We start from the raw sequence: 23476 nt of genomic DNA, 5'->3' as shown, positions 1-23476 counted from the left end.
ACCTGAGCACGCTCGTCAATCGATGACAGCAATAATCGGGCCCATCGGCAAACCGCCGTCGGAGCGATTGAGTTGCGGTGCATGCAGGCGCGAGACCTTACCGTCAAAGTAAAGCGCATTTGGCAGCTTCAGATGATCGCGGAACAGGCTGCCGAAGCTCCAGAAGTTCACCGGTTCGTTCGAGATGGCAAAGACCACCCTGTCGCCATTGGCGGATGTACCGACACCGTTGCGAATGAACCGGGAGGATGATCCCTTGGTGAATTTCGGATGCATCTTGCCATCAATCACCAGCATCGGGCCGGATTGGGTTGCGAAGGTGCATTGCGGTTCTTTGTCGATGAACGCCAGAGTTTCGTATACACGCGCGCTGCCGGAATGGATGCAGAAAATACCGTTGGGCAGAAGGCCGAAATTGCCGGGGCCTTCATTTGGAATAACGCGCATCACCTCTTGGCCGTTCTCGACATAATGCCCGACTGGCGACCGATCCTGATGATACATCCCGGCATTCATGCCGAAAGACAACGTTTCGACATCCAGTGTCGACTCGACATTCTGGAAATTGCCATAGGGCTTGTCATTTGCGTCGTTCAAATACAGCCGCAGCGCTTCGGTCGCGGGGTCAATTTCGCAGATCGTATAGCTGGCGTCATTATACGTAATATCTTCACAGGTCACAGCGGCCGCGGGGGAGGCGAGAAAGAGCAGGAAAATAAACCAGCGCATCAGTCGTCAAGATCCTGTTTGACATGGGTTTGACCGAACAGACGGCGGGTTTCGTCCATCTGATCGAACGTCTCATCAATCCGAAAGCGCAGATCAGGCGTAAATTTCAGCGCAGTGACTTTACCGATTGCACGGCGCAGCTCACCCTTGTTGCGTTTGAGGGCATCAAGCGCTTCTTCCTTGCCGTGGCCCCCAAGGGGCAGCACATAGGCGGTCGCGATTTTCAGATCAGGAGAGGTCTGCACCTCACCCACAGTGATCGACATGCGGTTCAGGTCCGGGTCGTGAATATCACCTCGGTTCAGAACATCAGCAAGGGTTCTGCGGATCAGCTCTCCGACGCGCAACTGCCGTTGCGATGGTCCTGCGCCTGCAAAATGTGTGTTCTTTCCCATACTAGCCACTTAATCCCCTTGTCAGCCCCTTGCAACCGGCCATAAACCTTTCATCAACCTGAAGGAGCTTTCGATGACCGATATTCCCGGCATTGTGATAACCGGTGCCTCTGGCCGCATGGGCCGTATGTTGATTGAAACTGTGCTGGCCAGTGACAAGGCGCGCCTTGTCGGGGTGACAGAACGCGCAGGGCATGACTGGGTTGGCCGTGATCTTGGGGAAGCTTTGGGCGGTGCCGCAAACGGCGTACCGGTCAGCGATGATCCGATTGAGGTCATCGCGCAGGCGCAGGCTATCATTGATTTCACCTCGCCAGCAGCAACGGTCGCCCATGCAGAACTGGCAGCCCAAGCGCGTGCGGTGCATGTTATTGGGACAACCGGACTTTCGGACAATGATCTGAAAAGTATCGGAACAGCTGCCCGACACGCCCCGATTGTGCGCGCCGGAAATATGAGCCTCGGCGTCAACCTGCTGGTGCAGTTGACCCGCCAAGTCGCCAAAGCACTGGACGAGGATTTCGATATCGAAATCGTTGAAGCCCATCATCGCCATAAGGTCGATGCCCCGTCCGGGACAGCGTTGATGCTGGGCGAGGCCGCGGCGGACGGGCGCGGTGTGACCCTGGAGACCCATTCAGATCGTGGTCGTGACGGCATAACCGGCGCGCGGGACCAAGGCAAGATCGGCTTTTCGGCCATTCGTGGTGGCGATGTCGTGGGTGAACATGATGTGATCTTTGCCTCTGAAGGGGAACGTGTCGTCCTGCGCCATCTGGCAACGGACCGCGCCATCTTTGCCCGCGGGGCATTAAAAGCAGCCCTTTGGGCACAGGACAAAGGCCCCGGAGAATACGATATGATGGATGTGTTAGCTGTCGAACGTTAGATGACTTTGACCTTCACATCATTAACTGACCCGAAATGGTAACAGCAGACCTTGGTGCATGATGCGGCGAAGGTTACTAAAGAGTCGATTTTGTTAAAAACTCTTTTTTGATCGGCGCGTCTATCTCTGATTCAATTCCTGTATTGAGCGGTAGGATTGACGATGATGGAACCGAAGCAAGAAGTGCAGGCGGCTTTGTTTTATGAGTGTTCGCTAGAGGATCATGTTCCGCAAGATCATCTGCTACGGTCGATTGATGGTTTCGTTGATCTGAGCAGTATTCGGTCTCACCTTGCAGATTTCTACAGCCATACAGATCGCCCATCTATCGACCCTGAGCTGCTAACTCGGATGCTTCTTGTGGGGTACTGTTTTGGTATCCGGTCCGAGCGACGCTTCATGAAGCACCATCAGATGCGCCGGCGTCGGGCATGTCGTGTTCTAGAAGTTGATCGATCATCGGTCCGGTATTTGTCCCGCGGTGGTGATGATACTGGCCTGCATGATGCAATCAAACGATTTGCGCGCGAACAGCGGTGGTTTGAGTAAGAAAAACCACATATGACTTGGCGCGTTCAGTCAGCGCTATCTCGTCCCGGATCGTTTCAAGCGCCACTTCCAGAGGCGCAAAGCAGCCCAGCGCAATCCTAAAATAATCACCAATCCGATTGGACCTCCGGGAAAAATAAGGGCTTTGCTTACTGTGCCGCTCGGGCCATAGCATATATCGTTTGACACACCTTGCAGCTCTGCAGGCTCCACAGCGCAATCTAAGTGGATATCCAGTAGTTGCCATAAGAACAGGCAAACTAGTACGCAAGACACTATGTTCACAGCACGCGGGCCTAGATAATAACCGACAGCTAACATCGGTCCTATAATCACGAAAAAGATAAGGATTCCGGCGATTAAGATTGAGAGTAAAGCAATCATTTGCATTTGCGTTCCTCCTTCCAGGCATAAGTTTCGTTCGCAATCAGTATAAATTTAGAGGAAATTTTTGGTAACCGTGCTTTCATATGAGAGCAATGACGGGCAAACGAAGAATGGCTGCATCTATACCTGGTAATCGCCTTCTTTCTGTTCCGGGTGGTCCACGCGGTCTTGCAACGCGACGAACATCGATTTTAACCTTGCAGATCGCCAACCAGTTAACCGACCCAGGTGATATTTGGCGCGACATTAGGGAGGAGTATATTCTGTCAATAGATAAGGCTTACTCTTAGTCAAGAAGCCAACAAATGCTTCGGTAAGGTTCAATGTAAAATAAGAATAGACAGGCTAGCCACATTAACATCAAGGACATGACCCGCGCAGGTGTTCGGCCAGGTACTGGCAAACAAGACATACAAATGGAAACACCTAGTAATACAAAAAACCCAATAAAAACAATATATAAGCCAGTTGAATACAACGATTCTACAAAAATATTTTTGGGATCGTCAATACTGGGCACAGGTATGTGACCCAAAATATATGTGGCAATAAGCCATGCAACCAGAACACAGCCAGTGAGCACGACCGGACTTATTATCATTATTCTCCAAAAGTATGTCGAAGCCGTGGAAACCATTGTTATCCTGTAGGTTTGAGTTTGGATCACGTCATCCAGACCGTAAAATTACTTGGCGTGTCTCCACACTCACGACCTTAATTTACGGCATCTCAGGAGAACGGTCTAGCATATTGATCGCAACAGCGTTCTGGCGTGGCCAACCTAGGTGTTGTTTCCGCTGTATTAAGGAGCGCTGGATACGTTGGTATCAAACAAGGGTTAAACCAATGCGTGTTCTTCTTTTTCAGCCAATTCGAAAGGCCTCTGTGGATGGCTCCTGCATTGCAAGACATTTTTGACGTTTATTGCGGCGTTTAATCAGTACAGTCGTCTGTCCGGCCTGTTCATGTGGTGATCTGCCACTGGCCTTGATGATTTCCGCAAGCGAGGTTCCAATCGGCTTCACGGCCTTCGAGGGCCAACGTCATTCCCGGAGTGTCCTCGCTCTTGGTTGACTTAGTCCGCATCATCACGTCATGCGCCTTGCATCTCTGGCAGGTGTCCCGATCAGGTGACCGGCTGCCGGTAATTCTCCTGTCTCGTCAACATTGCCCAGATCACGCGCGCGGTTTTGTTTGCCATGGCAACTGTTGCAAGTCGAACCGGCTTTCCAGCGAGCATCCTCGCTGTCCAGATATCGACTTTCTCGGGATGGAGTTTTGCCATCAATGCGCGCGATGTCATGCCAACGATAAGAAGTTTCCTGAGGTAATGATCACCTTTCTTGGTAATCCGCCCAAGCCTCTCTTTGCCGCCACTGGACTTGTTGAGCGGGGTTAAGCCCAGCCAAGCGGCCAGATCTCGTCCGGTTTTGAACTGTTTGGCGTCGCCGACGGTCGCCACGATGGCCGACGCCGTAATTGGACCAATCCCAGGCACCTGCATCAGTCGGCGTGCGTTGGCATCTCGCCGAGCATGGCTCTCGATCAACTTGGAAAAGCCTTCAATTCGGGCGCTGAGCCCAAGGAGTTGATAACACAAGGTGCCGAGAACCCCGTTCGCCAGTTCGGGAATTTTAGGTTGATCACCGTCCAGGTGGCTTTTGGAAAAGCGGGCCACAGCCTCAACCCCGGTTGGGAGAACATAGCCAAACTCACGCAGCATCCCCCGTATCATGTTTGAGACCTGGGTTCTCTGGCGGACGATGAGTTCGCGCGTGCGGTGGGCGGTCAAAAGAGCTGGCTGGTCTTCGGTCTTGATCTCAACAAATCTCATCGTCGGGCGGCCAACCGCTTCGCAGATTGCCTCTGCATCCACTGCGTCGGTCTTTCCGCGTTTGACATATGGCTTGACGTAAGTTGCTGGCATCAAACGGACATCGTGCCCTAACTTGCGAAGTTCACGGCCCCAATGATGGGCCGAACCGCAGGCTTCCATACCGACCACACAAGGCGGTAGGCCCTCAAAGAACTCTAACAGTTTTGCGCGTTTGATCTTCTTGTTGAAGACCTTGTCGCCAGTCACAGAAACTCCGTGAACCTGAAAAACATTCTTGGCCAGATCCAGTCCTATGGTTTTTACTTGCATTGGGTGGCTCCTCTCAAAAGCAGATTTCGACACCTGCATTATGGCGCATTGCGACGCCGGGTGGAGCAGGAGCCATCCACTTCATCCGCTCCGGTCTCTCGCACTTCTGCGATTGTGGTTGCGGCCAGTCGTTCCACCAAACTGCGTTCAATGTCTTCCAAAACCGACGCCACCTTTCTCTGCAAGATATTCTCTACCGAGCAAGCGGAAACCGCCTCCTGTTCACCCGTAGCAACAAGGCTTTCATCAAGCGCGAGGTAAACATCAGCTAATGTGATCTCGTCAGGTCCGCGTGCAAGACGCCATCCTCCGGCGTGGCCTTTCTCGGACGTCAGTAAGCCTGCTTCACGCAGCTTTCCCAACACGCGGCGTACCACAACTGGGTTGGTCCCAGCATGCTCGGCAATATCAGCCGATGTCCGCATGCGTTCCGGGTCACCCGCCATATGACCAAGTGTGTGCAGGGCGAGAGACAGGCGCGAATTGCGTTTCATAGGCAGGTATTCTCCGAAGTGGAGGATAATGTAACTTCTTCTGTTGCGTTAATCTAGTAACTACGTAAGTTACCTGACTTGTAGGGCATTCATTGGAGTCGACCATGTCAGATACTCGCCTTCCCGTCACCGTACTTTCCGGCTTTCTCGGCGCGGGGAAAACCACGCTTTTGAACCGTGTTTTGAACAATCGCGAAGGTCGTCGGGTCGCGGTAATTGTCAACGACATGTCCGAGGTGAACATCGATGCAGATCTGGTGCGGGCAGACACTGAGCTAAGCCGCACAGATGAGACGCTGGTCGAGATGTCGAACGGTTGCATCTGCTGCACACTGCGCGACGACTTGTTGGATGAAGTCCGGCGGCTCGCAGCCGAAGGACGCTTTGATTATCTGCTGATCGAGTCGACAGGCATATCCGAACCACTACCGGTGGCAGCCACCTTCGATTTCCGCGACGAGTTCGGTGATAGCCTCGCCGATGTGTCTCGCCTTGATACAATGGTCACGGTTGTCGATGCGGTAAATCTGCTGAACGATTATTCCAGCCATGATTTCCTGCGTGATCGTGGTGAGACAATGGGTGAGGAGGATGAGCGCACACTGGTCCACCTGCTGACCGACCAGATCGAGTTTGCGGATGTTGTGATCCTCAACAAAGTGACCGATGCGGGCCCTGACAGAGTGGATGCCGCGCGTAAGATCATTCGCAGCCTCAACGCCGATGCGAAGATCATTGAAACGGATCATTCAGATGTCTCTGGGGACTCTATCCTTAATACTGGCCTCTTTGATTTCGCTCAAGCGCATGAGCACCCAATGTGGGCCAAAGAACTTTACGGTTTTGCCGATCATACGCCTGAAACCGAAGAATACGGCGTGGCGTCATATGTGTATCGCGCGCGGCAGCCGTTCATCCCCGAAAAGGTCTTAGAGGTTTTGAATGGTGACCTGCCGGTGTCATTCGGGCAAAGGGGCATTTTTGGATCGCAACGCGGCCGGAATGGGTTGCGGAGTTCTCGCTCGCGGGGTCGCTGTCCAGCGTCAAGCCGCTTGGTACGTGGTGGGCCACGGTACCCCCGGAACGTTGGCCTGAAGATGAAAGCGCGCGCAGTTATATGCAAGCCCATTGGCAAGAACCGTGGGGTGATCGACGGCAAGAGCTTGTGTTTATCGGTGCTGGTATTGACTGGCCCGCGATCAAGGCGCGGCTTGATGCGTGCCTTGTGCCAGAGCTGGTTGCGCGCAGTACGGATGCCTTGCCAGACTATGTTGATCCATTTCCGAATTGGCGGCGTGCGGAGGCGGCGGCATGAAGCGCAACTTGGGTGAAACATCGCTGCGCGCGAGACGTCGATCTGTCGATCCGATGCATACCTACGACGCGCTGCCGACGCCGCTGCGGCAATGGCTTTCTCAGGCGGCACTCCCTTGGTCACCTGTCTCAGCCCGCAAAATCTGGACGCGCGCGCAAGCGAAGGGCCTGAGTGCTGATGACGCGCTGGCGCTACTGCGCCGCTCTGAGGCCCAAACGCTCGCACGCGATAAACGCGCGGTCCGTCAATCAATCTATCAAACTGAATAAGGAACTTCTTATGTCGTTCATGACACGGCTTGCCGTTGCTGCAATCCTTTCTCTTTCTACCGCCTTGCCTGTCGCTGCACAGGAGGGAACGCTCAATATTTCTGTAGGATTCATTTCCAGCGACCCGGTCCCTGACCCTCGGGCGGGCTACAATGGCTGGATGTCGAACCAAACCGGCGTGACCGAAACCCTGATGGGGATTGATTATGAGTTAGACCTTTATCCGCGCTTGGCAGAGGGGATCGCGCAATCCACACCAACAACGTGGCGTGTAACGTTGCGCGAAGGTTTAGCGTTTCACGACGGCGCGCCCGTGACTGCACAATCCGTCGTCGATGCTATCACACCGATCTCTGACGAAAATCACCCTGGCCACAATGCACGCATTGCGAGCCTGTTGGATCTTGCGTCAATGTCGACCGATGGCGATCTGGTTGTTGTGTTTGAGACAAACAGCCCTAACGCGGCCTTCCCATGGACATTGTCAGAGCCGGGCATTGCCATTCTCGGCGCAGCATCAGAGGATTACCCGATCAACGGCACCGGCCCTTATGTTTTCCAAGAGGCGGTCCCGGATCAGCTTTACCGGGTCGCGGCAAACAGCGACTACCGCCTTGGCGCACCGGGTTTTGAAGAAGTGCGCGTCGTCAGCATCCCCGATCCCGGCGCATCTGCGCTGGCATTTGAAGCGGGCGAGGTTGATATGGTGATCAACTATCCCGAAACGGATTTCGCGCGCATTCAGGAAACCGGCGCACTTGGCTTTGCGGCTCCAACGGCACGGCTCTATTTCTACACAGTAAATGCAGCCAGCGGCCCTATGGCGAACCCGCTGATCCGGCGTGCTGTGTCTGCCGCGATTGACCGTGACGGGATCGTTCAAGCCGCCCTGTCTGGTGTTGGTGGCGTCCCTGCGGGTACAGTTTATCCGGCTGGCATGGGATGGGCGGCGGACATTGATCCGGTTTATGATCCGGCCTTGGCCGAGGAACTGCTCGCCGAAGCGGGTGCTGTCAAAGAAGGCGGCGCATGGATGCTCGACGGTGCGCCGTTGGAAATTGACATCGTGACGTATTCCTCTCGCGCGGCATTGCCGCCAACAGCGGAGCTGACCCAAGCCTTTCTGCAGGCCATCGGCGTCAAAGCCACAATCAGCGTTGGCGAATACGGGGCCAGCAACGATGCAATTGCGGCGGGTGATGCTGACATGTTCCTGCAGGCTTGGGTGACGACACCACAAGGTGACCCTGGCGCCGTTCTTGAGGAGCTGCTGAAATCTACTGGCGGGTCAAACGCTGGCAGCTACAACAACCCGGAATTGGATCAACTGCTGGCCGATGGCCGCACGACCTTTGAACAAGAGGGCCGTGAAGCGATCTATTACAAAGTGCAAGAGATCATCGCCGCAGACGCCGCGATGATCCCAGTATTTCACGTCAGTCAAACCAATGTCGCACGCGCGGGCTTGACGGGCTATGCGGTTCACCCGACAGAGACCTATTGGATCACGCACGAGACGAAACTGACCGAATGACCATCGCCGCAACTGGCCTGAGCGCTATCCGCTCGGGTCGCACCATTCTTCATCCCACGGATGTGGATATCAAGCCCGGCGAGCGCGTCGGGCTTGTCGGTGCGTCGGGGTCAGGAAAATCGACGCTGGGCCATGTGTTGATTGATGCTTTGCGCGCTCAAGGCGCGCGTGTCGCCCACATACCGCAAAGTCCGGATGAAGCGCTTGATCCTTTGCGGTCAATGGCCTTTCACTGGCGCGAAGCGGAACGCGCACTATACCTTGCGCCAGACCCAACCCGCCAACAGACGCTGTTCAATGCATTGCATATTGAGGGCGATGATCTGCGCAAGCGCCCGTGGGGATGGAGCCGGGGGATGCAACAACGCTTTGTCATCGCAATGGCTTTGATCGGCACGCCTGATTTGCTTGTGATGGACGAACCAACCTCTGCGCTGGATCCTGTTGTCGCGGCGGGCACGATGGATTTGCTGGATGAGTATCTTACAGATCGCCAAACAGCACTGTTGTTGATCACCCACGACCTTGGGCTTGCTGCCAATAGGGTCCACCGCTTGATGGTTATGGATGACGGCAAAATTGTCGAAGATGCACCCACCGAACGGTTTCTCCTGGCTCCAACGACACAAGCCGCCAAGGCGCTTTGCGCACATCGCAACTGGCTGGAACTGCCATGCTAGAGGTGGATCAGGTCTCTGTCAGATACAGTTCAGTTGTGACGCTAAAAGACGTGTCATTGTCGCTTGCTCCAAGCCGAACGCTCGCGGTGGTCGGCGAAAGTGGCGCAGGCAAATCGACGTTGATCAATGCCATCCTCGGGCTTGTTCCGTGTGCTGCCGGACACGTGACATGGGACGCGAAACCTGTGCGCAATTGCCGACCAGCGCTTGTCATGCAAGAACCGCGCAGCGCGTTTAATCCCCATATGTCGTTAATCCGCTCTGTGAAAGAGCCGTTGCGAAGGCGGGTACTAGATAATGATCGGCTGGCGCGTCTTTGTGCCGGTCTGGAGATTGCGCCAGACCTGCTGGATCGACGCCCAACCGAGGTCTCAGTCGGACAAGCGCAGCGTGTCGGGATCTTGCGCGCGCTGATTGCAGCCCCGCCGTTGGTTCTGTTTGATGAACCACTTTCCGCATTGGATGCGGTGACACAAAAGCACACCGCACGGCTGATCGCGCAAATACAGCGTGAAGAAGGGTTTGCCGCTCTCATCGTGACGCATGATCTTGGTTATGCTGCGGCCTTCGCAAACGAGATTGCGGTTCTGCGAGCCGGTCGCATCGAAGAACTCATGTCCGCGCGGGCCTTTGTTGAAGCTCCACAAACCGCCTATGGCCGGACCTTGCGAGACGCCGCGTTTGCACTTGGGGCATTGGAACGCGTTGCATGATCCAGATTATCGTGAGCCTGCTTCTGCGCGCTGTTGTGGTCCTAACTGGAACGGCGTTGGCGACATTTGCATTGTTGTGGCATGCGCCCGGCGATCCCGCGCTGGCGACTGCGATGGCTCGGCATAACGCGATCGTCCCAACCGCAGTGATTGATCTGGTCCGCGCTGAGGCCGGTTTGGACGCTGGATTTTTTCAAGCCTTCCAAGCATGGATAACGCCTTTGTTGATGGGTGACTTTGGACAATCTTCCGTGACAGGACGTGATGTTTGGCCGGAAATGGTGACGGCCATATCCCATACTGTACCGCTCGCATTGGCGGCGCTGTTCTTTGGTTTGGTGGTATCTGTCCCACTTGCGCTGATTGCCACACACAAACAAGGTGGCTGGCTGGATCGGGGGGCCGTGGCGTTGGCATCCATTGGTGTGGCGATCCCGGCCTTTTGGCTAGGCCTTCTTTTGATCTTGCTCTTTGCGGTGCAATTAGACTGGTTGCCGGCGATGGGCGCGCGCACCTCGGCACATATGATCTTACCCGCACTGACGCTGGGCTTGGGCGTCGCGGCATCGCTCACGCGCATCCTGCGATCAGGCATTCTCGAAGCACGTGATCAGGCGTTCCTGCCAGCCTTACGGCGGCGAGGCGTGGTCAATCGTGACATTGAACGCGACCATGTGGCACCCCACGCAGCGATCCCCTTTGTAACTGTCTTGGGCTTAGAGCTGGCGTTCCTGTTGGAGGGGCTTGTCGTGGTTGAAGTCATCTTTGCCCGTCCCGGCCTTGCCAGTTTCCTCGTGGACGCAATTGGTGCCCGTGACTTTCCAAAGGTGCAAGCGGCGGTGCTGGTTACGGCCGTGGTCTTCGTGGTCGTCAATCTGTTGATCGATCTGCTTTACCGCACCCTCGATCCCCGGATCGGGGAGCATGATGCGTAGCGTCGCCGGGCTTGTTCTTATCCTTGTCGCACTCGGGGTGTTCGGCCCGATGTTGGCTCCCGTTGATCCAACACAAATAGACATTCCGAACCGTCTAAGCGCGCCAAATCTTCAAGCCTGGTTGGGAACAGATGCCATGGGCCGCGATATTCTGTCCCGGTTACTGCATGGGGCGCGATGGTCGCTGGGGCTGGCTTTTTTGATCTCGGTGATCGGGCTGGTGATTGGCACATTGATAGGGCTGCTCGCAGCCCTTGGTGGCAAGGTGGTTGATTGGATCGTAATGCGCACAACAGACACGTTTCTTGCCTTTCCAGAACTGGTTGCGTCGGTCGTGATTGCAGGGGTTTTGGGCGCGAGCACAGGAAGCCTGATCTTCGCGCTGACTGTCACAAGTTGGATGCGTTATGCGCGAGTTGCGCGCGCCATTGGGTTGTCGTTGAAGACACGCGGCTATGTGGTTCAGGCACGTCTTGCAGGCGTTTCCAGTTTGGGCATTGCGCGGTGGCACTACCTGCCGTCGTTACTACCCTCCCTGACAGTGGTCTGGACCGGCATGTTCGCACGGGCCATTCTTGGCATATCCACGCTTGGGTTCCTTGGCTTTGGGGTGCAACCGCCGATGCCCGAATGGGGGACGATGCTGCTGGATGCGCGTATCCATATGCGCTCGACCCCGCTGCAAATGATCTGGCCCGGCTTGGCCGTGGTGATTTGCGTGCTTGCCATCAATTTGGCGGGTGATGCGCTGCGCGACGCACTGGCAGAGCAGGACCATAAGGCATGACTGACACAGATCGCCCACGGCTCGGGATCGGATTGCGCATCCTGTCCGGCGTGCTTTTCGCGGGGATGGTTGTTTGCGTCAAAGCTGTCAGCGAGGGCGTGCCACTTGGCGAGATCGTCTTTTTCAGGTCCGCCTTCGCTATCATACCGTTGATCGTTTTCCTCTGGCTGCGAGGCGAGTTCCCACAAGGCTTGGCGACCAAACGTCCGATCGGTCACCTGATCCGTGCAAGCTTTGGCGCGCTCGCTTTGTTTGCATCTTTCGCTGCCATTGCGCGATTAAGCGTTGCCGAAGTAACATTGATCGCGCAACTCTCCCCAATTCTGATGGCTGTCGCCGCAGTGGTTCTGCTGGGCGAGCGTTTGACAATTTGGCGGGTCAGCGGGCTTGTCTTTGGCTTTACCGGGGTCATCGTCATGGTCTGGCCGGAGCTGGGCCATAGTAGCGCATCTGGCGGACGCCTCATAGGTTTTGGTCTCGCCATTCTATCTGCGGCCCTTGCTGCGATTGCGTTGATTATGGTGCGCAGCCTCAACCGCACTGAAAGCCCAGGGGCAATCGCGCTTTATTTTGTGCTGGCGTCGATGATCGGCGCTCTCCTTACTTTGCCATCAGGGTGGATCATACCAAGCAGCTGGACACTTTTCTTGCTGATCGGTTCAGGTCTTTTTGGTGGCTTCGCACATATCGCAATGACACTTGCGTTTCGTTATGCTGAAGCGACACGGCTTGCCCCATTTGAGTACATCGCGATCTTATGGCCAATTTTAGCCGACCTTTTGATCTTCAGGTTGTCACTTTCAACGAGCTTTCTGTTCGCACTGCCCTTGGTCTTGCTAGGGGCCGCGATTGCAGCTGCTGAAAAGAACAAGGCTCTGCCACTGAATAGAGCGCGATGAGGAATGCACTGCTGTGCCTAGTTGTTTAGTCCCGGCATGTGGTGGGTCGGATCGACATTGAAGCGTTCCGGTTCGGTTGTCCAGATTTTGCAGATGTATTCGAATGGTGTGAGGCCTTGCAGCGTCTTCAATCGGCGTGCGTAATTGTAGGCTGCAATGAAGTCGGTGACGTGCGTTTCAAGCTGTGAATGTGTGTCATAGTGATATCGCTTGACCGTCGCCTCTTTGATTGTCCGGTTCATGCGTTCAACCTGGCCGTTCGTCCACGGATGGTTCACCTTTGTCAGGCGGTGGTCGATCTCGTGCTCGCGACAAACGCGATCAAAGATGTGCTCGAATGCGGATGTGTCCTGTTTGCGATTGGTGAACTGGATGCCGTTATCCGTCAGGATCGTGTGGATCCTGTATGGCACGGCGGCAATTAGATTGCGCAGGAATTGGGCGGCAATCATCTTGCCCGCCTTCTCATGCAGCTCGACATAGGCAAACTTGGAGGTTCGGTCGATGGCCACGAACAAACGGATCTTCCCCTCTCCAGTGCGTACTTCTGCGATGTCAATGTGGAAATAGCCAATCGGGTAACGTTTGAACTTCTTCTTCGGCTTGTCGCCCTCTTCTTCGGCTTGTCGCCCTCGACATCTGGAAGACGGCTGATCCCATGCCGCTGCAAGCACCGATGCAATGATGATCGGGTGAGATGCGGAATGCTGGGCTGCAGCGCATAGAGACAATCATCCAGAGGCAGCAGCGTGTGCCGCCGGAACGCGACGATGACGGCTTCCTCTTCGATGCTGAGAACCGTGGAATGGGCTTCCTTCGGCCCCATAGCAGCGTCTTGAACGCTGTCACGCTTGCGCCACTTTGCGACGGTCTTGACGTTGATGCCCAGTTCCCGACTCAGCGCCGCGTTCGAAGCTTGCGATCGCTGTATGAGAGCTCGGACGGCGTGCGTGGTCTTGGCGCTCCCGTGAAGAATTTGTCCCATAGTTCACCCTTCTGATGGTCACAAATCAGTAGACCACCACATGCCGGGACTAAACACCTAGTGACGTTAAGTGACCGAAAGCGGCCGTTGGAATTTGTTCACCGAACGGGCGCTTCGTCTCGCATCTTACCAGTTCGTGGCTGTCACAATGAAGGTTCGGTCAGGGTCAGAGATGTTTGACGTTTGGGTCAGTATTGCGTGACGCGGCTCATTGGTCGGATTCAGAAAACTGGGGCATCGGGTTAAAGATGCGCGACGTTCCACAGTGAAAATTCCTCCGATTTGAGTTGAACGGTAATACTTGCGCATGGTGCAGCAGGTTTGGATGTAGGCGTTTATTGAGCGGATTATCGCGCTCATCAAATTACTGGAACTTTGCTATTGAAGCTGATTCAAATATAGTTGATCCGCAGGTTAAGTCGCTGATGCATTAAATATAAGCAGTGCTTGTTGAAACTGTAATTGTTCTTAAGACAGATGTTTTAAAACGCTTGAAATATTGGATATTTGAAATGAGATTTTTGCTTATTCCAGTGATTTGCGGCCTAGTTGCATGTGTCCCAATCACTTTAGATGAAGGCGACCAGTACCCACCAACCGGACCAGACCCAATCGTTATTGGTGAAGAGACTGTCCCCCAACCTGGTGGAACGGGCAATCCGACAATCATAATAGTTAATCCACAAGGCGATATTTCGGGGCGAAGCGATTTTTGGCCAAACGGTCCAGATGGTCCTTTTGAGACGGTTATCGGCGTAACTTCCACGAATGACGTCCTGCCGTCGGATTGCCTTCGAATTTCACCGGCCGACCCTGATCGTTATGTGTTTGCAGAGCAATGTTTGGAAAAACGAGGTAAGGGGCTGTTCTTTCTACCAGAGCAATGTCGTGTCATGTCCCTGTTGCGTTCTGGCAATCTGGTCCCGGTTTATCGTGCGCGCTGTATGATAAACGAAGGGTATTCTCTTACGGCCTGAACATTCGCGCGCAAATCGACCGTAAAGCAAGTTTAGGGGCAAACGGCCCCGGGTTTCTTTGTGCTGGACACACTCAGATTGAAAGCACCGGGGCCGGATGATTTTAGAACAAGAAGTCAGCTTCGTTGAAGAATATATCCTGTATGCCTTGAAGGGCTGTTTCCACACTGCTGAGGTCGATTTGGCTTACGTCACTGGCAAGATCAAAACCGGGTTTATCAGAGCCGGAGAAGACAAAGCTGTCGACATCGCTTGCCATCATATCGGTATCTGAAACGTCGGACGTCATCAGATCAATTGGCAGCAGAACACCATCAATGACATGCGCAATACCGTTTGAGGCCGCAATGTTGGTTGTGATGATATTCGGGTTTGCCACGTCTGGATCTGCGTCGACCAAGGCCGCACCATCAACCCCGAGTTCACTGCCCAAGAGCGTTTCGATTGTGTCTGAGGATAAAACCGCATCTTCATCAAGTCGTCTCGGGGCGACGTGATACAGCAAGATGTCTGTCAGCAGAGGGATCGGATTGCCGTCATCTGACAGATTTGTCAGGGCTTCAACTATGAATGCAAATGCTTCGTCTTCTGCTTTCCCTTCATAACCCAGCGTTTGCGCCAGACCAATGAAGGCCGCATCATTTGGTGCGAATACCGTGAGATCAGCATCAGGGTTGTCCAGTGCCCCAGCAAGATCGGCGGCTTGGACCGCATTAAGAAGCAGATCGAAGTCCGTGTTGTCGGTGTCAAACTCTCCACCACTGGCGGCAACGATTTGTGTCAGCGAACCTAGTTCGGTTGGCGGCTCGGGGGTGTTGCCTGGAATATCGATTGGCAAAAGAACACGGTCGATGCCCTGTATTACACCGTTTGACGCCTCAATATCAGCGGCAACGATGTTAGGATTATCAATGTCCGGTTCATTGTCGATAAGCTCTGAGCCTTCTGTGCTGAATGTCGCACCGTCAAGCAGGGTCGTTATGGTGTCTGCTGCGTCTATCTCAGCCGCGGTCTTGGCAGTTGGGGCAACATGATACAGCAGAACATCTGTCAAAAGCGGGATAGGGTCCCCGTCGCCCAGCTCTGTCAGTGCATCAACGATGGCAGCAAAAACGGCATCTTCGTCAGACGTATCGCCAGTATATCCAAGATCAACAGCAAGTTGCTTGAACGCTGCATCTGTTGGGGCAAAGACCGTGACGTCATCCAAACCCTGTACGGTTTCTACCAGATCAGCGGCTGATAGAGCTTTGACCAGCAGATTAAAATCGTCAGAACCGCTTGCGATTTCGACAATATTCTGAGGCGGCTCTACTGGTGGTTCAGTCGGTTTAGGTAAGTCACCGAATTTGTCCTTCAGCTCCTCTTTAAGTTTCGCGATTTTCTCTTGGATTTCCATTTGTCTCATGTTGATTTTCGACAGGATGTCATCTGCCTGATCGAATTGAAACTCTGGCAGACGAAAAGATGGAAACATGAAATTTGGCATGAGTTATCTCCATTTATAAGTTACTGGGGAATTGTTCGTGTCTTCACTTCGGCAGCAGGACAGAGTCGATCACGTGAATGATGCCATTGGATGCAGCAATATCGGCAGTGACGACATTCGCTTTTTCCACGCGAACGCCATTACGCCCATCTAGGTGAAGCTTGGAGCCTTGTACCGTCGGCACAGATCCACGCGTCCCGGCAATATTGGCGGCTGGAAGGCTGCCGGCGACGACATGATAGGTCAGGATCGATACAAGCTTGTCCTTATTTTCTGGCAGCAACAGGCTTTCAACTGTTCCAGCAGGCAGTTTTGCAAATGCCTCATCGGTTGGTGCAAAGACCGTGAAGGGTCCAGGACCTTTCAATGTATCGACAAGGTCAGCGGCCTTTACTGCAGCGACCAATGTGTTGAATGAACCGGCAGCAACAGCCGTATCAACAATGTCTTTCTGGGTTGAGGATGAAGTTGCAGCACAGCCTGACACAACTGCTGCTGCAACAAGCGCGGCGCTGGCTTTCAAAAAACGACGACGGATCATTTGGGTCTTCCTTGTATTTGCCACGACTGATATCGGGGCGCTGAGATTGTGTGTGAATTTTTCCCACAAGCGCTAAACTGTCGCAGGTTGCCAAAAGGTCAAGAATTTTGTGGAAAAAAATCCCACAGTTGATAATTATTGGATATGGCTGATCAAGCAACAGACTTAGGATCGACCGCGTTTTTGCGGGTTTTACAGGGGCTTTTGCGCCCTCTGGTCCGCACGCTTATAGCACGCGGACTCACCGCGCCGACGGTCTATCGCCTGCTCAAAAAGGTTTATGTAGAGGTGGCGCACGAAGAATTTCGTATCGACGATGCCCCGCCAACCGATAGCCGTATCAGCCTTTTGACAGGTGTTCATCGCCGTGACGTGCGTAGCATTTTAACTGACACGCAGGATCGTTGGGAAGAAACCCGGCAAAAGACAACAGTCTTCTCTACCGTTCTTGGCCAATGGATGGCCAATCCTGATTACCTGGACGCGTCGGGCACGCCGCGAGTATTGTATAAATCCGGTGAAGATGGCGCTGATTTTGAAAGCCTCGTGAGATCTGTAAATCGTGATGTGCGACCGCGCACTGTTCTGGATGAACTGTTGAGACTGGGCCTTGTGTCTGAAACAGAAGATGGCGCTTTGAAGGTGACAGCTGACGCAATTCTGGGGCCATCTTCGGATGATCATAAAATGGTATTCTTCGCCTCAAATGTTGGGGATCATCTTGCCGCAGCAGCCGAAAATCTTTTGTCAGACAAGTCCCCTTTTTTGGAGCGCGCAGTTTTCTATAACCGCCTTACGGCTGCATCGGTTGATCAGGTTGAGGCCGAGGCGCGCAAGCTTAGTCAGAATGTTCTGGTTGATCTGAACAAAATTAGCTCTGAGCTGCAAAACAGTGACCGAACTGCATCTGATAATTCAGAGCGTTTTCGCTATGGGGTCTATTTTTACCGTGAAAATATTAAAGCGGTCGCGGAAGACAAAGAGGGTAATGAGTAAGATGAAACCGATACGGCGGCGCCAGTTTATCGGGCTTTTGGGGGCCGGGCTTGTATCTGGCTGTGCGCCCGCAGTTCAGGTCAGCAAGGGCGAAGTGGACCCTTTTGAGGGTGGGATCGGCGGGACAGGTATTGTCGGCCTGATGACTGATTTTGGCAGTGTTCTGGTCAACGGTCTGAAGGTAGAGCTGAACGGATCCACGAATATCCAAACAGCATTTGGTCGCGCCTCCGAGACCGCGCTTGCCATTGGTGCGCCGCTTACAATTTCTGCATATCGCACAAGGGACCGGTTGGTCGCGCGCCGGATTGCCATCACGTTCCCTCTTGTCGGGGAAGTCACGCGGGACAAATCTGGTGTGACCGTCAACGGTAGCCCAGTTCGTCTTGAGGCGGGAAGTTCCGGGCGTCTTGTGCCGGGCACCCGTGTTGCGCTGAGCGGCGTGTGGGATGCTTCGGGCCTGATTGCAACGCGCGTTGACCCGACGCCGCAAACTCAGGACCTTGTTGCAGGCACTGTTGTAGAAAATGGACCAACCGGGTTTAAAATTGGCAAAACTGTTATTGATTTGTCCGAAGGCCGCTTGCTGCCGCCCGTTGGAAGTTATGCGACTGTGATCGGTATATATAAGAATGGCAAATTGACCGCGCAGCGTGTCACGCAGGGCCGATTTGGTGCCGAAGCATCCGGGTTCAGACAGCTATCCGTCGAAGGCTTTCTGGAGCCAATAGCCGAAGCCCCCGGATATCGTATCGCTGGCCTTGGCCATAGCTTTGACAGAAACGTTAAACTCTCGGAATTGGCCGCAGAACGGGCTGTCTATTTCGGGCGCTACGATGGCAAGTTCCGCGCTGCCGCAGGCTATGTGCTTCCGCAGAATTTCGCACAACGACGGTCTGTCCTGACAGATCAGTATCTCGAAAAGCCTGCGGATAATGTATTATACAGGCTTTAAGAGCGGCTGAGAAATTACAGTCCGGCGTGATATGTTCGCACTGCGAAGTCGTGCCAAAAGGGAATTTGACGTTGCACGCGTCGCCCGTATTTCAGTGTTCATGACCATCAGGTCGCAAAATCTTGCCAAGTCAGGAAATTTGGGGCCTGACATCCGGGCGAAAATACGGTAACAGAACTTATACGATTCATGACGGAGAATGTTGATGATTTATTTCAGGATCCCAAGCCTACGCTGAAAAGCCGGTCCTGAAGGGGTGGCTTAGCCCCGCCCAACATATCATCACATTTTATCCCACGCCCTATGGAGGGCATCATGTTTCGAAAATTCGAGAATCTCGTAAATCCATTTGTTACTGTTCCCGCTGGTACGCCGCCTGCGACGCTTTGGGCGTATGTCAAAACACAATTGACCCCTTTCAAAAGATGGCTTCCCTGGATGGCGCTGACAGGTTTTCTGGTCGCTATCATGGAAAGCGGTCTGATTTTCTATTCAGGCCGGATAATCGACCTGATGAACGCATCCGGACCTTCTGCATTCTGGGCAGCGCATAAGGTTGAAGTCATTCTGGCGGTGCTGTTCATTCTGCTACTGCGGCCTTTGGTTATTACCTTCAACCACCTGTTTCTGGAACAGACGCTTGCGTCAAACCTGCAGGAACAAACGCGCTGGCGGGCGCATAAGCATTTGCTGGGGCAATCGTCGAGCTTCTTCCAGAACGATTTTGCTGGCAGGCTGTCCAATCGCGTCATGCAAATGGGCCCCGCCGTTGAGGACAGCACCTATATGGCCTTCGAGGGGATATGGTTCGCAGCCACATATGTGATGGGCGCGATCCTGATCCTTAGTCAGATCGATATACGTCTTGGTTTGCCATTGGCAATCTGGCTTGTGGTCTACATTCTTTATGTGCGACGCATCGCAGTCCGTGTGGCCTCTGCGTCCGAGAAATGGTCCGATGCGCGGTCTTTGGTGACGGGCAGAGTCGTAGACGCCTATGCCAACATCGAGACTGTTAAACTCTTCTCGCATGGTGGTCGGGAAGAAGAATATGCCTTGTCTGCCATGCGCAGGTTGCGGCTGCGGTTTCAACGGTTCCTGCGCCTCATGACCGAGCTTTCCTTCGGGCTGAATGCAATCAATGGCATGTTGATCATTGGTGTCGTTGGCCCGGCGATATGGCTGTGGACCCATGATATCGTGTCCGTGGGTGAGGTCGCAGCGGCGACCGCCCTGACGATCCGCCTCAACGGGATGAGCGGTTGGATCATGTGGGTGACAATTCGTCTGTTTGAGCATGCCGGTGTGATCCGTGAAGGGCTGCGATCCATTGCCAAGCAGCAGGATGTGGTGGACAGGCCGGGGGCCCGCCCATTGGTCGTGCGCAATGCTGAAATTCGGATTGAAGACCTGACCCACCATTATGGCAAAGAACAGGGCGGTCTGGACGGTATCAGTCTGACAATTCCCAGTGGGCAGCGTGTGGGTCTGATCGGCAGATCAGGTGCGGGTAAGTCCAGCCTTGTGAACTTGCTTTTGCGGTTCCGCGACGCGGAGGCGGGCCGTATCCTGATCGATGGTCAATCCGTAGCAGATGTGACGCAGGACAGCCTGCGCAACCAGATCGGTATGGTCACGCAGGACAGCTCTCTTTTGCATCGGTCCGTCAGGGCAAACATCCTGTATGGTAAGCCCGATGCGACCGAAGAGCAGATGGTTGCAGCAGCCAAGCGCGCCGAAGCGCATGATTTTATAACAGAGTTGGAAGACCCCGAGGGTCGCCGTGGCTATGCCGCGCAGGTTGGGGAACGGGGCGTGAAGCTTTCTGGCGGGCAGCGCCAGCGGATCGCGATTGCGCGTGTTATCCTGAAAGACGCCCCAATCCTGATACTGGACGAGGCGACTTCTGCGCTGGACAGTGAGGTTGAAGCTGCAATCCAGAAAACGCTCTATGGTGTGATGGAGGGCAAGACCGTGATCGCTATTGCCCACCGCCTGTCTACGATTGCTCAGATGGACCGGATCATCGTCCTTGATGAAGGCCGGGTTGTCGAAGACGGCCCACATGAGACGTTGCTTAGCAAGAAAGGTCTGTATGCAAGCCTCTGGGCACGACAATCTGGCGGATTTATAAGATGACGCTTCGCGCAGATTTGCAGGCCATTTGCGACCGCTTTGTTGCGTTAACTTAGATGGAAAAACGGGCGGCGATGCCGAAAGGTGCGCCGCCCGTTGATTTTCCGTCAGGTTGGTTGTGACACCCAATAAAGCCCGAACAAAAGCAAGGCCGCAGACAAGGCACAGGCCAAAGTGCGAACCGTGTTCCAAAATGTCCAACGCGGCAAATAGGTGCCAGTCCAATACGTCCGGGTCGCGTCTTCCGTAAGTTCCATGCCGGCCAGGGCTTCGTTCATCGGGACGTTAAAGAAGACTGTAACCGCGAAGCACCCGATCAGGTAGACAGTGCCGGCCAGCAGGAACAGCATTCCCGGTGCACCGCTCAGATAGATTGCGCTGTAAATGACGATCAAAAGCGACACGGCTGCCATCCCAAGAAACAGGGTCATGAAAACCCAGCGAAATACCTCGCGGTTGATGACTTGCATTGCTTCGACCCCGCCTCCTGTATGGGCCAGCGACCGCATGATGAAATCTGAAAAAGCAAGGAAAACGCCGCCGATGAGCGCATAGGCAAGGATGGCGATTTGCGTCAGAAAGAAAAAGAATGGGGACATTGGGAAGTCTCCTTTTGGGCTGGATAATGTGGTGGAAGAACTTGGTCTCCCACCAAGGGGCGGGGCTTCAGGCTGCTGCAGACCACTTGCCTGCCATGGCCGCAGCCTTGGCAAATTCGGTGAAGTCGCGGGGCGGTCGGCCAAGCGCGCGCTGCACGCCATCGCAAATGTTGGCGTTGCGACCGTCCAGCGTTTCACGGGCAATTGCAGTGAAGACATCTGCCACGAAGTCACCACCCGACTGCGCTACATTTGCGTGAAAGTCTTCAAAAGTGATCGGGATATGCTGAATCGGCCGCCCAATTGCCTGTGACAGCGTCTCGGCCATGTCCGCGAAACTCATGAGCCAGGGGCCCGTTACCTCGTAAAGCTGGCCCGAATGGCGTTCTTCCGTCAGAGCAGCCACCACGACATCGGCAATGTCGTCTATATCGATGATAGGTTCTTCGATCATGCCACCGGGCATGGGAAGGACGCCGGAAAGGATCGGATCGCGCAAATAACCCTCGCTGAAGTTCTGCGCGAACCAGGACGCGCGCACGAGTGTGAAATTAACACCAGAATTGCGGACGACGTCTTCTCCCAGTCGCGCGTGATGCTCACCCCGGCCCGACAGAAGCACAAGTCGCTCGACATTCGCGTCTTTGGCAATCTTGCACAGCCCCTCGACTTTTTCGACGGCACCGGGAAAGGCGAGGTCGGGGAAGTATGTGACATAGACAGACGAGACGCCCTGCAGCGCCGGTCCCCAGGTCTCGGGTGTCTCCCAGTCGAAGGGGATCGCTGCGCGGCGTGTCCCATGCCGCACGGGCATACCCTTGGCCTTTAGGCGCGCGGTAACGCGTGAGCCGGTTTTGCCAGTGGCGCCGATAACGAGAATTGGTTTGGGTGTCATAATGTTGCTCCTTGGCTTGACGTGATGACCAAGGGATAGGCGATGCCTATGCTGCCGTATTGACCGCGATTGCCAGCGTTTTGACCGTCGTTGCCAAAGCGTCTTCAGGCCGTTGGGTGGTTCTTGCGATAGCTGACGGGCGTGCGTCCAACCCACCGCTTGAAAGCGCGGGTGAAGGAGCTTTGCTCCGAGAAGCCCGTCAGAAAGGCGATCTCGGTAAGTGAATATTGTTCGTCGCGCAGAAGGCCTTCGGCTAGTTCGCGCCGCGTTGTCGCGGTCAGAGTCTGGAAACTCAGCCCATGTTCGGACAATCGTCGGTGAAAAGAGCGCGCGCTCATGCCAAGACCACGCGCAATATCAGCCATCTTTGGCAGCCCTTCGCTCAATGAACGTGCAATCGCGTTCTTGGTCAGTGTTTCCAGCGTGTCATCATCGCCGATTTCTCTGAGTTCCGCCTCCAGATGCGACAGCAGGAAGCGCGTAATCCCCTCGTCACCAAGAATGTTGTGCTGCGCAAGCGCCTCGCGCGAAATCAGAAGTGCGTCGAGGTCAGAACCAAAATACACCGGGCAGCCGAAATAGGCTTCGTGGTGTTGCAGCGTCGCGGGTGGGTCATGTGTAAGATACACCTCAATCGGCGCAAACCGGGTCGGGCAAACCTGACGGCTGATCGACACTGCGCTGGCCAATGTGGCTTCGTTGGACAGCCGCATCCCAAGCCTTCGCGGACCTGAGCGGTGCAGAATAAAGAGCGTCCCACGATCCGTCTGCCTCAGTTCGTACTCCACCACGCTGGTCCACAGGCGCGCATAACGCTCAACGCGAGAAAACGAGCCCATCAGGGTTGGCGCTGCCTTCCATGCCAAGCCCAGCGCTCCGTAATCATCACAGCGCATCGAAGCCCCGCCTTGCAGCGGAAGCTTCGTGACATCGGCCTGCTTTGCAATGTTTTCCAGCAACTCATAATATACGGTGTCGGGCATCATGACCTTCGGATCCCAGGGCGCATCGTGGTCAAGGCCAGCCAAGCCAAGAAGGGCCCTTGCGTCGATCCCGGGCCCTGCCGCGGCCACCATCTTGCGGGCAAAAAGTGACGTGATCATCCCCATATGGAATATATTAAAGCATTGTCTTTTTGTGTCACGCCCAAGATAGAACTGACTTGGACATCGATTGTGACCT

21 protein-coding genes and 3 pseudogenes are annotated in these 23476 nt (G+C 54.5%); 14 read left to right on the top strand and 10 right to left on the bottom strand.

All coding sequences use genetic code 11. The features are described 5' to 3' along the window. Positions 1-15: 15 nt before the first annotated feature. Both ACZ1HF_RS14225 and rbfA read right to left on the bottom strand, forming a co-directional pair. On the bottom strand, positions 16-729 hold the full coding sequence (locus ACZ1HF_RS14225) for a phosphodiester glycosidase family protein (RefSeq protein ID WP_472658126.1): 714 nt from the start codon (positions 727-729) through the stop codon (positions 16-18). Then, complete coding sequence (rbfA, locus tag ACZ1HF_RS14220) at positions 729-1124, bottom strand: 30S ribosome-binding factor RbfA (protein ID WP_472658125.1); 396 nt, start codon at positions 1122-1124, stop codon at positions 729-731. Before rbfA ends, ACZ1HF_RS14225 begins: the two co-directional genes overlap by 1 nt. 73 nt (positions 1125-1197) lie before the next feature. Between rbfA and dapB the strand changes: the two genes are divergently transcribed. Together dapB and ACZ1HF_RS14210 are read left to right on the top strand one after the other, a co-directional pair. Further along, the gene (dapB, locus tag ACZ1HF_RS14215) at positions 1198-2013 is read left to right on the top strand and encodes a 4-hydroxy-tetrahydrodipicolinate reductase (RefSeq protein ID WP_472658124.1); all 816 of its coding nucleotides are present in this window, start codon (positions 1198-1200) and stop codon (positions 2011-2013) included. Positions 2014-2175: 162 nt separating this feature from the next. Beyond that, positions 2176-2454 (top strand): annotated as a pseudogene (locus tag ACZ1HF_RS14210) (transposase); the annotation flags it as partial. A 1621-nt stretch (positions 2455-4075) separates the two neighbouring features. On the opposite strand, the gene ACZ1HF_RS14205 reads toward ACZ1HF_RS14210, so the two are convergent. After that, the gene (locus ACZ1HF_RS14205) at positions 4076-5095 is read right to left on the bottom strand and encodes an IS110 family RNA-guided transposase (protein WP_472655593.1); all 1020 of its coding nucleotides are present in this window, start codon (positions 5093-5095) and stop codon (positions 4076-4078) included. A 38-nt stretch (positions 5096-5133) separates the two neighbouring features. Further along, the gene (locus tag ACZ1HF_RS14200) at positions 5134-5589 is read right to left on the bottom strand and encodes an RrF2 family transcriptional regulator (protein WP_472658123.1); all 456 of its coding nucleotides are present in this window, start codon (positions 5587-5589) and stop codon (positions 5134-5136) included. 104 nt (positions 5590-5693) lie between these two features. Here ACZ1HF_RS14200 and ACZ1HF_RS14195 point away from each other — a divergent pair. The 8 genes and pseudogenes from ACZ1HF_RS14195 (at position 5694) to ACZ1HF_RS14160 (ending at position 12721) form a co-directional block, all read left to right on the top strand. Then, positions 5694-6904 (top strand): annotated as a pseudogene (locus tag ACZ1HF_RS14195) (GTP-binding protein). Beyond that, positions 6901-7173 carry a DUF6525 family protein gene (locus ACZ1HF_RS14190; RefSeq protein WP_472658122.1) on the top strand — a complete coding sequence of 91 codons (273 nt, stop codon included), beginning with the start codon at positions 6901-6903 and terminating at the stop codon, positions 7171-7173. Before ACZ1HF_RS14195 ends, ACZ1HF_RS14190 begins: the two are co-directional and overlap by 4 nt. A 10-nt stretch (positions 7174-7183) precedes the next feature. Then, positions 7184-8707 (top strand): ABC transporter substrate-binding protein, encoded by a 1524-nt coding sequence (locus tag ACZ1HF_RS14185; protein WP_472658121.1) that lies wholly within the window; start codon positions 7184-7186, stop codon positions 8705-8707. Beyond that, positions 8704-9387 (top strand): ATP-binding cassette domain-containing protein, encoded by a 684-nt coding sequence (locus ACZ1HF_RS14180; RefSeq protein ID WP_472658120.1) that lies wholly within the window; start codon positions 8704-8706, stop codon positions 9385-9387. Before ACZ1HF_RS14185 ends, ACZ1HF_RS14180 begins: the two co-directional genes overlap by 4 nt. After that, a complete protein-coding gene (locus ACZ1HF_RS14175) occupies positions 9351-10100 on the top strand; it encodes an ABC transporter ATP-binding protein (RefSeq protein WP_472658119.1) in 750 nt (249 codons plus the stop codon). Before ACZ1HF_RS14180 ends, ACZ1HF_RS14175 begins: the two co-directional genes overlap by 37 nt. Then, entirely contained in the window at positions 10097-11035 is a 939-nt protein-coding gene (locus ACZ1HF_RS14170) for an ABC transporter permease (RefSeq protein WP_472658118.1), read from the top strand. Before ACZ1HF_RS14175 ends, ACZ1HF_RS14170 begins: the two co-directional genes overlap by 4 nt. Further along, positions 11028-11822, top strand: coding sequence for an ABC transporter permease (locus ACZ1HF_RS14165; protein ID WP_472659054.1), 795 nt, complete (start codon positions 11028-11030; stop codon positions 11820-11822). The genes ACZ1HF_RS14170 and ACZ1HF_RS14165 overlap by 8 nt, the downstream gene beginning before the upstream one ends. After that, complete coding sequence (locus ACZ1HF_RS14160) at positions 11819-12721, top strand: DMT family transporter (RefSeq protein WP_472658117.1); 903 nt, start codon at positions 11819-11821, stop codon at positions 12719-12721. Before ACZ1HF_RS14165 ends, ACZ1HF_RS14160 begins: the two co-directional genes overlap by 4 nt. A gap of 17 nt (positions 12722-12738) precedes the next feature. On the opposite strand, the pseudogene ACZ1HF_RS14155 reads toward ACZ1HF_RS14160, so the two are convergent. Next, a pseudogene (locus ACZ1HF_RS14155) lies at positions 12739-13706 on the bottom strand (IS481 family transposase). Between the two features lie 443 nt (positions 13707-14149). On the opposite strand from ACZ1HF_RS14155, the gene ACZ1HF_RS14150 reads away from it, so the two are divergent. Continuing rightward, positions 14150-14683 (top strand): hypothetical protein, encoded by a 534-nt coding sequence (locus ACZ1HF_RS14150; protein ID WP_472658116.1) that lies wholly within the window; start codon positions 14150-14152, stop codon positions 14681-14683. 103 nt (positions 14684-14786) lie between these two features. Here ACZ1HF_RS14150 and ACZ1HF_RS14145 read toward each other — a convergent pair whose 3' ends face one another. Further along, the gene (locus ACZ1HF_RS14145; protein ID WP_472658115.1) at positions 14787-16172 is read right to left on the bottom strand and encodes a fasciclin domain-containing protein; all 1386 of its coding nucleotides are present in this window, start codon (positions 16170-16172) and stop codon (positions 14787-14789) included. Positions 16173-16215: 43 nt separating this feature from the next. Further along, positions 16216-16713: a fasciclin domain-containing protein gene (locus tag ACZ1HF_RS14140; RefSeq protein WP_472658114.1), complete on the bottom strand. Its 498-nt coding sequence runs from the start codon at positions 16711-16713 to the stop codon at positions 16216-16218. Positions 16714-16857: 144 nt separating this feature from the next. Here ACZ1HF_RS14140 and ACZ1HF_RS14135 point away from each other — a divergent pair, with 144 nt between their 5' ends. From ACZ1HF_RS14135 to ACZ1HF_RS14125, 3 genes are all read left to right on the top strand, one after another. Beyond that, a complete protein-coding gene (locus ACZ1HF_RS14135) occupies positions 16858-17709 on the top strand; it encodes a DUF6502 family protein (protein ID WP_472658113.1) in 852 nt (283 codons plus the stop codon). After that, positions 17702-18664 carry a DUF5666 domain-containing protein gene (locus ACZ1HF_RS14130; protein WP_472658112.1) on the top strand — a complete coding sequence of 321 codons (963 nt, stop codon included), beginning with the start codon at positions 17702-17704 and terminating at the stop codon, positions 18662-18664. Before ACZ1HF_RS14135 ends, ACZ1HF_RS14130 begins: the two co-directional genes overlap by 8 nt. A 315-nt stretch (positions 18665-18979) precedes the next feature. Next, positions 18980-20803: an ABC transporter ATP-binding protein gene (locus ACZ1HF_RS14125; protein WP_472658111.1), complete on the top strand. Its 1824-nt coding sequence runs from the start codon at positions 18980-18982 to the stop codon at positions 20801-20803. 104 nt (positions 20804-20907) lie between these two features. On the opposite strand, the gene ACZ1HF_RS14120 is transcribed toward ACZ1HF_RS14125, so the two are convergent. The 3 genes from ACZ1HF_RS14120 to ACZ1HF_RS14110 all read right to left on the bottom strand — a co-directional run bounded on the left by ACZ1HF_RS14120 (position 20908) and on the right by ACZ1HF_RS14110 (position 23397). Further along, on the bottom strand, positions 20908-21399 hold the full coding sequence (locus ACZ1HF_RS14120) for an anthrone oxygenase family protein (RefSeq protein WP_472658110.1): 492 nt from the start codon (positions 21397-21399) through the stop codon (positions 20908-20910). 67 nt (positions 21400-21466) lie between these two features. After that, the gene (locus ACZ1HF_RS14115; RefSeq protein WP_472658109.1) at positions 21467-22294 is read right to left on the bottom strand and encodes an NAD(P)H-binding protein; all 828 of its coding nucleotides are present in this window, start codon (positions 22292-22294) and stop codon (positions 21467-21469) included. A 104-nt stretch (positions 22295-22398) separates the two neighbouring features. After that, positions 22399-23397, bottom strand: coding sequence for an AraC family transcriptional regulator (locus ACZ1HF_RS14110; RefSeq protein WP_472658108.1), 999 nt, complete (start codon positions 23395-23397; stop codon positions 22399-22401). Between the last annotated feature and the right edge of the window lie 79 nt (positions 23398-23476).

The organism is Litoreibacter sp. GN1-5, assembly GCF_055693805.1.
Note: the sequence above shows the minus strand (reverse complement) of the source record. Positions and strands in the feature narration are given on the sequence as shown.